General features: G+C 64.2%; 7 protein-coding genes and 1 tRNA gene. 4 read left to right on the top strand and 4 right to left on the bottom strand.

Annotated elements, in window-relative coordinates; translation table 11 throughout:
- Positions 1–40 precede the first annotated feature (40 nt).
- Positions 41–4,267: a cytochrome P450 gene (locus LB552_RS15320; protein ID WP_224607822.1), complete on the top strand. Its 4,227-nt coding sequence runs from the start codon at positions 41–43 to the stop codon at positions 4,265–4,267.
- A 100-nt stretch (positions 4,268–4,367) separates the two neighbouring features.
- Here LB552_RS15320 and LB552_RS15315 read toward each other — a convergent pair whose 3' ends face one another.
- A complete protein-coding gene (locus LB552_RS15315; RefSeq protein ID WP_140843458.1) occupies positions 4,368–5,051 on the bottom strand; it encodes a Crp/Fnr family transcriptional regulator in 684 nt (227 codons plus the stop codon).
- A gap of 576 nt (positions 5,052–5,627) precedes the next feature.
- Here LB552_RS15315 and LB552_RS15310 point away from each other — a divergent pair.
- The 3 genes from LB552_RS15310 (at position 5,628) to LB552_RS15300 (ending at position 11,122) form a co-directional block, all read left to right on the top strand.
- Positions 5,628–7,991 (top strand): S8 family serine peptidase, encoded by a 2,364-nt coding sequence (locus LB552_RS15310; RefSeq protein ID WP_224607818.1) that lies wholly within the window; start codon positions 5,628–5,630, stop codon positions 7,989–7,991.
- Between the two features lie 1,451 nt (positions 7,992–9,442).
- Entirely contained in the window at positions 9,443–10,816 is a 1,374-nt protein-coding gene (locus LB552_RS15305) for an MBL fold metallo-hydrolase (protein WP_224607816.1), read from the top strand.
- A 135-nt stretch (positions 10,817–10,951) separates the two neighbouring features.
- Complete coding sequence (locus tag LB552_RS15300) at positions 10,952–11,122, top strand: hypothetical protein (protein ID WP_176476917.1); 171 nt, start codon at positions 10,952–10,954, stop codon at positions 11,120–11,122.
- 70 nt (positions 11,123–11,192) lie between these two features.
- Here the strand turns inward: LB552_RS15300 and LB552_RS15295 are convergent, their stop codons facing one another.
- The 3 genes from LB552_RS15295 to LB552_RS15285 form a co-directional block, all read right to left on the bottom strand.
- Positions 11,193–12,341, bottom strand: coding sequence for an acyltransferase family protein (locus LB552_RS15295; RefSeq protein ID WP_224607813.1), 1,149 nt, complete (start codon positions 12,339–12,341; stop codon positions 11,193–11,195).
- 158 nt (positions 12,342–12,499) lie between these two features.
- Positions 12,500–12,574, bottom strand: a tRNA-Val gene (locus LB552_RS15290).
- A 126-nt stretch (positions 12,575–12,700) separates the two neighbouring features.
- Positions 12,701–13,381 carry a phosphoglycolate phosphatase gene (locus LB552_RS15285; RefSeq protein ID WP_224607812.1) on the bottom strand — a complete coding sequence of 227 codons (681 nt, stop codon included), beginning with the start codon at positions 13,379–13,381 and terminating at the stop codon, positions 12,701–12,703.
- Between the last annotated feature and the right edge of the window lie 59 nt (positions 13,382–13,440).

The raw sequence follows: 13,440 nt of genomic DNA, 5'->3' as shown, positions 1-13,440 counted from the left end.
GGCATCGCATTGACGTGGATAGCCGGGGGGCTTGAACGCGATGATCACTTTGAAGTACTTCGCCGCCGTCCGCGCCGCTCAGAAGAGCCAGCGTCCGCTCGCCGAAATGCCACCGTTCGACATCAACCGGCTGCGTTCCAAGAGCGGCTTTGCTTCCCGCATCGCAGGTTTTCTTCTCAGCGATCCGCGCTGGCTGCTGGCGCTGCTGCGCCGTTTCTGGCCGAATCTCGGCTTCGGCAATTTCCTGCTCGTCACCAAGGGCGCGGATGTCCGCGACATATTGGAGCGGGGCGACGAGTTCGAAACGCCCTACGGGCCGGAAATGGCCGAACTCGCCCGGGGCTCGAATTTCATTCTCGGCATGCAGGACGGCGCCGCATACCGGCAGATGAAATCGGCGGTGCTGAGCGCGTTCCCGCCGGCGGAGGTCGAAGCCGCCGTCAGGCCGATCGCCGAGCGCCATTCGCACGACATCATGACCCGCGCCAGCCCCGGCTTCGATGCCATCGCCGGATTGATGAAGATCGTGCCGGTTCGCATCTGCCGCGATTATTTCGGCCTTGAGATCGACGACGAAACCGAGTTCGCCGACTGGTCGATCGCGCTCAGCGCGCTGTTCTTTTCCGATCCGACGGCAAGTCCCACCACGCGCCAGCTTGCCGTGGTCGGAGGCGATCGGCTGATCAAGGTCATAAACCGATCGATCGCGTCGGTCAGGGAAAGAGCGGACAAGGACGACCGGCCGCTTGCCCGCCTCGTCGCGCTGATGGACCAAGGGCGCCTGTCCTTGCCCGACATTCATTCCATCATGCTCGGCATGGTCGCGGGCTTTGTGCCGACGAACGTGCTTGCCGGCAGCAATTGCCTGGATGTGATCCTGTCGCGATCCGATGCACGGCAGGCCGTGGATGAGGCCATCGCGGCCGGCGACACCGACAAGCTCGACCGGGCGATCATGGAAGCCATGCGGTTCAAGCCGATCTGGATCGGGCCGTGGCGCTATACCAGGCGTGACGCGGTCATCGGCAAGGGCACGCGCCGCGAGCGCTTGGTCAAAGCCGGAACGGTGGTCATGCCGGCGACGCTTTCAGCAATGTTCGATCCGGAGATCGTGCAGCGGCCGAACGAGTTCGATACGTCGCGCCCGCATCGCGACTACATGGTCTTCGGTTACGGCATCCATCTGTGCATCGGCGCCGAGATCGCCCGCATCCAGATCGGCGAATGCATCCGCGCGCTGTTCGGCAAACCGAAGCTCGCCCGCGCGCGGGGCAGGGCCGGCAAGATGGTCAATGTCGGCGCCTATCCGGCAAGCCTCAAGGTCGATTTCGAGCGCCCGCCGCTTTGCCGCACCGCCGAGCAGTCGATGGTGACGGTTGTCTGCCCGATCACCCGCCCCACGCCGCTCGATGCGGTGCGCGACAAGGTCGCCGACCTAGGCAATCCCGCGATTGGCGAGATCAGCGCCGCACTCGACAAGGTCGCCACCATACATTTCACCAGCTTGGCCGTCGCTCCCACAGGCAGGGACAAAAAGACGGGGGTCGAGACCGGCGCGCTGGTGTTCGAAATCTCCGGCGACGGCAGCACCGACGACGTCATTGCCGCCATTGCGCAATCGATCGGGCACCGGCTGCGGCCGATCTTCAGGGAGGTCTGCGGCCTGCCCGATGGCGGTTCGCTGGAGGACTTCCTGAAGAAGAACCAAATCAAGATATCGCCCTCCTTCGGCAGCGCGGCAGGGCTGGTTTTTTCCGGCACGCCCGGCCATTCCGTACGCCGCATCCTTGCCGAGGCGCGGCTGGCCGACAGCGTGCGCGAGATCGTCGAAAAGCCGCGCGTGGGCGCCGGCAACGCGATGGATGTGCTGGCCGAAGCGCGCCGGCATGTCCGCTGCCTCGGGCAATTCGGTTGGGCGTTCGAGCCAGCCGAAAGCCCGCTGGAAAGGCCGCCCGGCCACTGGTCGCGCGCGCTGACAACGACGCTTTTGACGCCGGCGATGTTCGCCACCGTCGCGATCGTCGTTCTCGCCTTTTGGCGCATGACTTATGTGCTCGTGTTCGGGAACCCGCATGGCGTCACCTTCGCCAATATCGCTATCGCCGGCGCCGCGCTTCTGCTGACGGTGCTCGGTCTGCTGGCTATTCTGGCTCTGTTCGTGGGCCTTTGCTTCCTGGCGTTGCGGCGGCTCGAAGACAAGGACCGGCCGGCGAACACGCCGGTCGACATCGGCGCGCTGGAAAAGATCCTCGCCAATGAGGACCACTGCGCGCAGAACAATCTGACGGCGATCTCGACGATGAAGCCGGGGATCTTGCGGCGGCTGGCGCTAAGGCTCGCTTTCTACCTGATCTCGATATCGGCGCAGAAAGTGTTCAGGCCGGGCTTCCTCGCCACCATCAACACCATTCATTTCGCCCGCTGGGTGCTGCTGCCCGGCACCGACAGGCTGGTGTTCTTCTCCAATTACGGTGGCAGCTGGGAGAGTTATCTGGAGGATTTCATCGCCAAGGCTTCGGCCGGCCTGACCGGCGTGTGGAGCAACACCGAAGGCTATCCGCGCACGCGCTGGCTGTTCCTGGACGGCGCGCGCGACGGCGATCGTTTCAAGCGCTGGGCGCGGCGCCAGCAGGTGCCGACGCTGTTCTGGTACAGCGCCTATCCGCATCTCAACACACCGCGCATTCGCATCAACTCCAGGATCAGGCGCGGCATCGCATCGGCCACCGGCAACGAGGCGCGCGACTGGCTGAGCCTGTTCGGTTCGCTGCCGCGCCCGCAAGCACGGCCGGCGGACGCGACCAGCCTGCCTGAACCGCCGTCCGCGCCGCTCGAAGAACTGGAATCCGGAGAAATCCAGTCGATCTTCTTCGGTCCGTTCGGTGCGCTCGGCCATGCGCACATGCTTGCGATCGGGGTGCCGGACGGTTTGCCGGCAGCGAAGCGCAAGGCGTGGCTCGACTTCGTGACCGAAAAAACCAGTTTCGGCGACGGCGTGCCTGCCGGCCGCGCCATGACCGTGGCGTTCGGCCCCAACGGACTGCGCCGGCTGGGGCTCGAGGGCGGCGTCGACGACGAGCCGCTGGACACGTTTCCCGTGGCTTTTCGCCAGGGCATGGGAACGCCCGAGCGCAGCCGCATCCTCAACGATACCGGCCCCGACGCTCCCGACAAATGGCAGTGGGGATCGCCCGCTAATCCCGCCGACGTCGTCATCGTCTGTTATGCCGGGACGCCGGCCGCTTTGAAGGCGGAGATCGCGGTCATGAAGCGAAAGACGAAAGGCGCGGGGATGTCCGTGGCCGCCGAACTGCCGCTGACGGTTCGGCGCGACGGCAAGCGGGCCGTCGAGCATTTCGGCTTCGTCGACGGCATCTCGCAACCGATCGTTCGGGGCACGTCGCGCGCCGCCAAGGGAGCCGCGCCGATGCATTTGCTGGCACCGGGCGAGTTCCTGTTCGGCTACCGCGACGAGCACGGCTTCTACCCGGCTTCGCCGTCGGTGGACGCGGCGCTGGACCGAACCGGCATCCTGTCGCAGGTGCGGCGCAACCGTCAGATACCGGGGCAGCCGCCTCCGCCGCGCGATTTCGGCCGCAACGGCACCTTCCTCGTCCTGCGCCAATTCGAGCAGCATGTCGAACTGTTCGACGATTATTGCAGGAAGGCCGCGACGCAGGCAGCATACGAGACTGGCGACGCCGCCATCACACCGCATTGGGTGGCGGCAAAGATGCTCGGTCGCTGGCAGGACGGCAGTTCGCTGGTGCGCAATCCGAACGGACGCCCGGGCCGTGGCATCGACAATGATTTCGCGCTGGGCGCCGAGGATCCGCAGGGGCATGCCTGTCCGCTCGGCTCCCACATACGCCGGTCCAACCCGCGCGATTCGCTTGGCGAGGACCGCGAGACGCAGATCAGGATCGGCAAGCGCCACCGCATCCTGCGCGTCGGCCGCACCTATGAGAAGAAGGGCAAGGGCGGGAAGACCGAGAAGGGCCTCCTGTTCATGTGCCTCAATGCCGATATCGAGCGTCAGTACGAATTCATCCAGCAAACCTGGGTCTCGTCGAACTCGTTCCAGGGTCTTGTCGGCGAGACCGATCCGACGATCGGCGCGCGGGGCGGCGGCGGCCGGTTCTCGATCCCATCCTGGGAAAAGGTCACGGTGCTCAAGGATGTGCCGCAGTTCGTCACCACGAAAGGCGGCGGCTATTTCTTCATGCCGAGCCGGTCGGCGCTGCGCTATCTGATCTCGCGGCTCTGACCGGGTGCGCTGAAAGCAGTTCGTCGTTTCTCGAAAGCGACGAATCGGCGGAGCAATGGCGAAGGCGCCGCGCGGGCTACGGCGAAGGCGTCGAGCCTGCTCAGTCGTCGTCCTGCGATTCGGCGATCTGGTTCAGCGCGGCGGCGTTGGTGATGCGCAGGCCACCGCGCTTGATGGCGATCATGTGCCGGCTGCGCCAGTCGTTCAGCGTCTTGTTGACGGATTCGCGCGTAGCGCCGAGGAATTCGCCGAGCTCCGACTGCGAAATCGGAATCCAGCCGGCGGCGTCTGCCATCACGCCGCTCAGGAACACCAGCCGCTTTGCCAGCCTGGCCTCGATACCGAAAAAGGCCTGGTCGCCCAGCTCGCCGCTGACCCAGCGCAGCCGCGTGCACAGCAATTCGATCATCGCGCGGGCCAGAGACGGGTTTTTCTCAATGCGGTCGAAGAGTTGTGTTCGGCTTAGAGAAACCAGCTCGCATGCCGTAAGGCAGATGGCGGTCGCCGTGCGCGGGCGCCCATCCAGGGCTCCGATCTCGCCCACGAGGCTGCGCGACAGCTCGATATTGGCCACCAGCTTTTGCCCACCGGGCGAATAGATCGAAATCTCGACGGTTCCGCTCATCACGCCGTAGATGCGGTCGGAAGCGTCCTCCTGGACGAATAAATGCTGGCCGGCGGCATAGCGCTCAAGCTTGCAGCCGCCGAACAACAGATCGAAGTGGCGCGGGTCGATGCGCGCCAGGCGCGGCAGGTTCCTGTCGTCCGCGCCATTTGTAGCCATGATACGATTCCGCCTCTCGTTAGACGGAAATTGTAGGATAAGTGCGTGCTCGATCAAAGCGTCGTCTCCTTCTGTGTTGGCTGACCGAAATCGGCAGGTGGCGGACAGCCGTTCCAGGTCACGCGTCACACGCCGAAATTGGATAAGCCGGCAAACTGTAAGGAGACCGGGCGCACTGGCGGTTGCGGGCCGATCTTGGAAACGCCATCCGCGCGCTTGGGTGGGAGGTGCCCATGCGCGCAGACAGCAAACCTGAAAATGGCTAGGTGATCGAAATTTCTCCTCGAGAACCGCATCCATATCGCAGTCCGGCAGCAGCTTCGGACGCCATAGTCAGCTCGGGCCGTCGATGCCGCCGTTACAACATCTGAGCGCAAGCCCTGTTCGGCGTATGTGAAGGCGCTCACAGATATACGCATCGGGCGGACCGATGGTTATTTTAGAAGTGTATGGTCTTTGCTTTGCAACCGGCACGATTGCGTAGTCGGCAAATAGATCAACCGAAGTATGGCTGGAACCTTGTCTTGACTACAGGTGACGGTCGGCCTCATGGTTCATTTTGGGGAGGGGCAGGCCATGGCAGCCGCGAAGGGACTCCTTGTAAAGGTTCGCGGCGACGGCGCGGGGCTCTCGGTCCGAGGCGGCCCGCCCCGGATTGGCGGCATCGAAGCCTCGCCGATCCTCTCTCTGCCTGCCGACGCAAGCGCCGGCACGGCCGCGGCCCGGGATCGCGGCGCCACCTGGTTGCGGTTGGCCACGGACGCCGCCGATACGGACAACCCCTGGGACCATGCCCACGATCTTGTCGCCCGGAACCCGGCGCTGGCGGCCGCGGGCACCGAGGTGCTCGCAATCGAGCCCGATATCGTGCAGCAGTGGGATTATAAGGACAGCGGCGGCGATCGCGGCATGGCGGCAAGCGCAGCTCCGGTCTGTGCATTCGACGACCAGGACCCGCAGGGCGGACAGGCGGTGGTCGCGGGGCGCGTCGCCTGGAATGCCGCGCCGGACTTCAGCCAGTTCGCGGCGGCGCGCGAGAAGGTGGGCGCCAAGCAGGCCAACATCACCATCGCCCATCTCGATACCGGTTTCGATCCAGGCCATCAGACCATTCCCGCCGCGCTTCTTACAGCGCAGCAGCGCAATTTCGTCGACGACGGGACGGGTCCGAACAACGCGACCGACCACGCTCCGGCCGGCACGCTGACCAGCAATCGCGGCCATGGCACCGGCACGCTCAGCCTGCTTGCCGGCAACAAGCTCGACGGCTCCTCGCCGCACTGGCCGGGCTTCAACGATTTCGTCGGCGGTGCGCCACTGACGAAAATCCTGCCGGTGCGCATCGCCGACTGGGTGGTGCGGCTGACCACCGGCACCATGGTGCAAGGCATCGACTATGCACGCAAGCAGGGCGCGCAAGTGTTGTCGATGAGCATGGGCGGCCTCGCCTCGCAGGCGCTGGTCGACGCCGTCAACCTTGCCTACGACCACGGTGTGGTCATGGTCACGGCGGCCGGCAACAATTTCACCATCACGCCGCGCAGCATCGTCTATCCCGCGCGCTACAATCGGGTGCTTGCGGCCTGCGGCGTGATGGGCGACGGGCGCGCCTATGCCGGGCTCTCCTTCGGCACCATGCAGGGCAATTACGGGCCGCCTTCGAAGATGGATACGGCGCTCGGCGCCTACACGCCGAATGTGCCCTGGGCCGAGATCGATTGTCGCAAGGTGGTCGACATGGACGGCAGTGGCACCTCCGCCGCGACCCCGCAGGTCGCGGCCGCGGCCGCTCTCTGGCTCGCAGAGCATTGGGACGTGGTGAAGAAATATCCTCAGCCCTGGATGCGTGTCGAAGCCGTACGCAAGGCCTTGTTCGCGAAAGCCCTGAAATCGACGGCCAAGATGAATGCGGCGGAGACGAGGGAGAAGATCGGGCAGGGCGTTTTGCGGGCCTTCGATGCGCTGGGCTTCCCGCCGCCGGCAGCGAACAGCCTGACCAAGCTCGCTCGCGCCACCTATACGTGGAGCTGGCTGGACCTTTTGACCGGAGGGAATTCGTTGGCGGCGCCACCACCGGCGACGCTTCGGCAGCGAACGATGTTCGCGCTGGAACTGATGCAGATGGCGCAAACCACGGCGGCAGTCGACCAGGCGATTGCCGACCCGGATGGCGATCCGGACAAGGTTTCGGCCGCGGCGCGCAACCGCTACCTGGAGGCGGCGCTCGACCAGGGCAATCCGTCGAAGCCGTTGAAGGCCTTTCTGGAGGGATGGCTGGGCCGGCCAGGCGCCAGCGTAGCGGTTCCGGCGCCAGTCATGGGCCCGGCACCGGCCATCAGGCGCAAGCCGCGGCCGCTGCCGCCGCCGCAACGGCGCCTGCGCATCTACGCGCTCGATCCTTCGGTGGCGAAACGGCTGGATTCGGTTTCGGTCTACCAGGCGACGCTTTCGGTGCCGTGGGACGACGAGCCTGCGACCGACAGGCCGTTGCTGCCCGGTCCGATCGGCGAATATCTCGAGGTGGTCGATGTCGACCCCGCGTCCGACCGTCTACGATCCGGTCGACCTCAACGACAAGGTGCTGCTGGCGCAGGACGGCCTGCCGCCTTCGGAGGGCAATCCGAAATTCCACCAGCAGATGGTCTACGCGGTGGCCATGACCACGGTCGGCCATTTCGAGCGCGCTCTCGGCCGGCGAGCGTTGTGGGCGCCGCACTACGCCGAGGCTCCCGGCCGGGCCGGCGACATGACTGTGAAGGCGCATTACGTGCCGCGCCTGCGCATCTATCCGCATGCGTTGCGTGCCGAGAATGCCTATTACAGCCCGGAAAAGAAGGCGCTGCTGTTCGGCTATTTCCCGGCGACCAGCAATCAGGGCGACGTCACCACGCCCGGAACGACGGTGTTCTCGTGCCTGTCCAGCGACATCGTCGCGCATGAGATGTCGCACGCTTTGCTCGACGGGCTGCACCGCCGCTTCCAGGAAGCATCCAACCCGGATGTCCCGGCCTTCCACGAGGCCTTTGCCGATATCGTCGCGCTGTTCCAGCACTTCACGCTGAAGGAACTGGTCGGCTTCGAAATCGGCAAGGCGAGGGGCGAATTATCGGCCGCCTCGCTGCTTTCCGGTATCGCCAAGCAGTTCGGCGAAGGCAGCGGGCGGGCCGGGCCGTTGCGCGAATATGGCGGCGCCGGCATGGCCGAGCTCGACTACGACAAAACCTTCGAGGCGCATGACCGAGGCTCGATCCTGGTTTTCGCTGTCTACCAAGCTTTTCTGGCCATCGCCGACCGGCGGACGGACGACCTGATCCAGCTTGCCACTGGCGGCTCCGGCATCCTGCCGGCGGGAACCTTGCATCCGAGCCTGGTCGAGCGCCTGACCGACGAGGTCGCCAAGACCGCGAGGCAGATGCTGACCATGTGCATCCGCGCTCTCGATTATTGCCCTTCCGTCGACATCACCTTTGGCGAATATCTGCGCGCCCTGATAACTGCCGATCGCGACGCTTACCCGGACGATCCGCTCCACTATCGCCTGGCCTTCCTGGAATCGTTCCGCAAATGGAAGCTGTTGCCGCGCGACGTTCGCACCATCTCGGAGGAGACGCTGGCCTGGAGCGCGCCGGAAGATCCGTCGCCTGCCTGGCTGAAGGGTCTGCTCAGCAAGATCGATCTCGGCTGGAACCAGAAATTGAAGCGGGCCGAGATCTTCGCGCTTAACGACAAGAACCGCTATGCGCTGTGGAAGGCGATGCACAAGGCCTTCGCCTCCGATCCGGATCTCTACAAGCAGTTCGGCCTGCTGCCCGACCTGCCGCGCTACAATGAGGACGGCACGGTCATGCATGCGCCCAAGAAAGGCGAGACGACCTTCGACATCTACAGCGTGCGCCCGACGCGCCGCGTCGAGCCGGATGGCTCCTTCCGCGTCGAGGTGGTGGCGGTCATCCAGCAGCGCATTCCGGTTGCGCTGGACGGCACGGCGATGCCGCAAGGCATGGCCAAGGGCGATGGCTTCTTCTGGTTCCGCGGCGGCGCCACGATCATCATCGACCCGCGCGAGGGGTTCGAGGAGATCCGCTACTCCATCATCAAGAACACCGGCAGCACGGACCGGCAGAAGCGTCAGGCCGGGACGATGGCGGCCAATTATCTGTCGCCGCTGCGAGCGCTCTATTTCGGCGGCGAAGTGTCGGAGCCCTTTGCCTTGCTGCATGCCAGCGACGGAGACGACGACCATGTCTAGAAAGCCGGCGACGCGGACTAGGCCGACAAAAACGGCCGCAGCAATAGTGCCGGCATCGGGCGTTACCGTGCGGCATTATTGCCAAGGGATCGGCGATTGCCATCTGCTTACTTTCAAGAAGGCGGATGGAAAGCTTTTCCGTATGCTCATCGATTGCGGTATCCATGCTTCGATCACCGGCGGCCCGGCGCTGGTCGCCGACATTGTAGCCGACCTCAAGAAAGAGACCAGCGGCAAGATCGACATCCTCGTCGTCACGCACGAACACTGGGATCATGTCTCCGGCTTCCTGACCGCCAAGGACCTTTTCAAGGATTTTGTCGTTGGCGACGTCTGGATGGCGTGGACCGAGAATCCGGCGGATACCGAGGCCGCGGAGCTCGACAAGTTCAAGGGCCAGGCGATCGCCGCGCTGCAAGGCGTGGGTCAGAAGCTCGACGCAATGCAGGGGCTCAGTTCCTACATGGCCGGTGTCCGCGACGGGCTGCAATCGGTGCTCGGCTTCCAGTTCGGCGCGGCCGGTGAGCGGGTGCGCTCGGCCCGCGACGCTGCCGCCGAGCTTTCGCAGAAGCCGTCACCGACCTATTTCGAGCCCGGCGGGCCACCGGTGACGATCGACGCATTGCCCAACCTGCGCGTCTATGTGCTCGGCCCGCCACGCGACAAGGCGGCCCTTCGGCTGGAGGAAAAGGCGAGCGAGATGTTCCCGCTGGCCAGCGGCGGCCCGTACGCGCGGGCGCTGGCCAGCGGCCTCAAGATCAACGAGGCGGCCGATGCCGGTTACGTCGACGAGCTCAGTCCGTTCGAGCGCAATGTCGGCACGCCGCTTTCCGCGGCGCTCACCGGCGACAAGGGCAGCGACCCGGCCATCGACATCGCAACCTATGTGCGCAAGCATTATTCCGGACCGGTTTCGGCCGCGGCATCCATGGAAGACCGCGACCAGTCCTGGCGGCGCATCGACGCCGACTGGATGGGCATCGCTGCCGATCTCGCCATGCAGCTCGATCGCGGCGTCAACAACACCAGCCTGGTGCTCGCCTTCGAATTCATCGACAGCGGCCGGGTGTTGCTGTTCCCCGGCGACGCCCAGATCGGCAATTGGCTAAGCTGGAAGGACCTGAAATGGCCGGTCGGGCAGGGCACCGTCACACCGGCCGATCTTCTGGCGCGCACCGTCTATCTCAAGGTCGCGCATCACGGCAGCCAGAACGCCACGCCGCAGAAACAGGGTTTCGATCTGCTGACGAGCTCTGATCTGTCGGCCTTCATCCCGACCAACAAGGTCGATGCGCTGAAAGTGCACTGGGGCGAGATGCCCTATGACGGCATCCTGACCGCGCTCGAGACGAAGGCCAAGGGCCGCGTCATCCGCGCCGATGATCCGTGGCTGGCGGACAAGAACGGCAAGCCGGCCTTTGCCGCGCCGTCCGGTTCGATCCAGGCGGTGCGCAGCGCCCCCCGCGATGCGGCACGCGGGCCGGGCGGACTGTGGGTGGAAGTGGATCTGGTTTAGGACCACCGGAACGCCGCCGCGCGGCAGGCGCCGATCAGTCCGGCCTCAAAGCCGATTGCGAAAAATCGAAAACCGATTTATGGAGCGAGCGGCTGAATGAGGGCGGCCACTCAACACATTGCACAAGGTCGCCCCATGCCCGATGCATTCTCCCGCGTCATCGCCTTCCTTGCCGTGGTCACGGCCCTGCTGTTTGCCGGGCTGCATTTCCATCAAGGCCACATCATCGCCACGCTCTATTTCATGACCGGCGCCGTTCTGGTGACAGCGGTGACGCATATGAATGTGCGCAGAGGGCTGATCTAGAATCCGGTTGTCGGGCCATCCAAGCAGGTCGAATAGACGGTGCGTGGATTGAATCTGAGACCTTCTGTGTTCACCCACGCTGGACGGCGGCGGGCTGAAGCTTCGAGCGGAGGCGCCATGCCATTGCGTGGCCCAATCGAACGCCTGGACGTTCGACTGCCGTATGCTGCATGTGAGCCAGCGGAGTGATGACGAGGACCGAAAAGGCAAACGAGGCGAGTGCCAGTGTGATGGGAGAAACTCCTGCATTGACGGCCTTTGCGAGTAGCTCAGGCATGTTCCAAAGAGCGATCAGCGCCAATGGGTGCAACAAGTAGAAGCTGAAAGAGACGCGGCCGAAATACCTGGCCACAGCCATCAGACGACCTTTCCGCAACGGAACGCCATAGGCGATCAACGCCGAGATAAAACCCGCGAAAGCCGTCTCGAAAATCACGGACCAGTTGGACCACCATCCAAGCAAGGGGCGCGAGAGTGCGAACCCGGCGACCGCGAGGGCGAGCGACAGGGCCGGACGAGGAAGGCGAGCGACTATCTTCCTTCCATAGGCACAAGCGATCATTCCGGACACGAAGGAGTAGAGGTTTCCCAACGAAACGCCCTTTCCGGGCGTTCCAGACCACTGCCCGCTGAATGACAGGCCGAGCAAGATGAGGGCGGGCAGAACCAGAGCGACAGCGCCCCATCGCCGCCAGGACCAATAGAGCAAAAAAATCAATGGGGCCGCGATCATTTCGGTTTGGAGCGACCACATCACGCCGTTGATGTCGGTACGTAGCAACAGCGCATTGGCCATCACATTCCTGGTCGTATAGACCTCGGCCGGCCCAAGCGACATGCCGGTCAGCAGAAACAGTCCGACGAAGATCGCGATGGTTGAAAAGATGGCAGGGTAGATGCGCAGGACGCGTCCTATGAAAAATGGGCCGGCGCTGGCCTTGAGGTCATCCGTCTGCCGACTGAGCATCATCATGAGAACGAAGCCGCTCAGGACAAAGAAAAATACGACGGCGCCGTGGCCGTTCCCGGCGATGCGGAAAGCCGCATCAAGGTAGCTCTGGCTTCGATACGAGCCCTGCACCAAAGAGACCGCTTGCCGCGTCGCATCATAATATGTCGCCTGACCGCAATGAAAGAGCGCGACCATCAGCGCGGCGACGCCGCGAGCTCCTTCGAGGCCAGGTACGAATTCACGGCGCGAGATAGCGATATCCCCCATGTCGCTGACGTTTCCCCGCAATCTCCTCTTGATGCGCTCGGACGGCACCGGGCGGCATCCCCCGAAACCGACTGTGCCCAATTCGAGCCGCATAAGCTCCATTCCCTACGCGCATTTGCGCGGAGGTCGTCATAAGAACTGTGGAAAATCAAGGGAAATGGTGGGCGATGCAGGGATTGAACCTGCGACCCCACCCGTGTGAAGGGTGTGCTCTCCCGCTGAGCTAATCGCCCGCCTTAGGCCCGAAGGCCGAAGCGAGCCGCGATATAAGGTAGGCGAGCGCGCGAAGTCAAGGCGATGTGCCAAGCTTATCGCGCGGATCGGTTTCCGGTTTCTCAACCGTCCCAATCCGAGCGCGCTCAGCGTGCCGCCGCGATCAACCGCTCGGCCAGTTGCGGCGTCAGCGTGTCGAAATGCGAGATCACCAGAGTTGGCTCGAATTCGCGCACATGGCGGTCGGTGTAGCCAAAATCGACCGCGACCACCGGAATGCCAGCTGCCTTGGCGGTGTCGATGTCGGTCTGCGAATCGCCGATCATCAAGGCGTTCTCCGCATCGCCGCCCGCCAGCCGGATCGTCTCGGTGAGATGGCGCGGATCGGGTTTGCGGAAGGCGAAAGTGTCCTGGCCGCAGATCGCGGCAAAGTAGTTCGACAAGCCCAGCGCGTCGATCAGCGTCGCGGAATTGGCTTCGTATTTGTTGGTGCAGACCGCCATCAGATAGCCGGCGGCCTGGAAACGGTCGAGTGCGGCGACGACACCGGGGTAGGGGCGCGACTTGCCGGGAATGTTCAACGTGTAATGGTCGAGGAACAGCTTCAGCAGCCGGTCGTGCTCTTCCGCCATCAGCGCCTTGTTCTGCGCGGCATGCGCGCGTTCGATCATCACGCGGCCGCCATGGCCGACGAAGCGTCTGAAGCCGGCTTCGTTGACAGCTGCGAGGTCGCTCGCCGCGAGGCTGTGGTTGAGGCTGTCGAGCAGGTCGGGCGCGGTGTCGATCAGCGTTCCATCCAGGTCGAAGACGATGATCGGGCGGGTCATGGGTGGGTCCTGCGGCAATTGCGTTGCCGCAGCCGATACAGGCTGGCCCAAGTTCAAGC

The sequence above is a fragment of the Mesorhizobium sp. CA7 genome, from assembly GCF_020165015.1.
In the GTDB taxonomy this organism is placed as follows: Bacteria; Pseudomonadota; Alphaproteobacteria; order Rhizobiales; family Rhizobiaceae; genus Mesorhizobium.
This window is presented reverse-complemented; position numbering and strand designations above follow the sequence as displayed.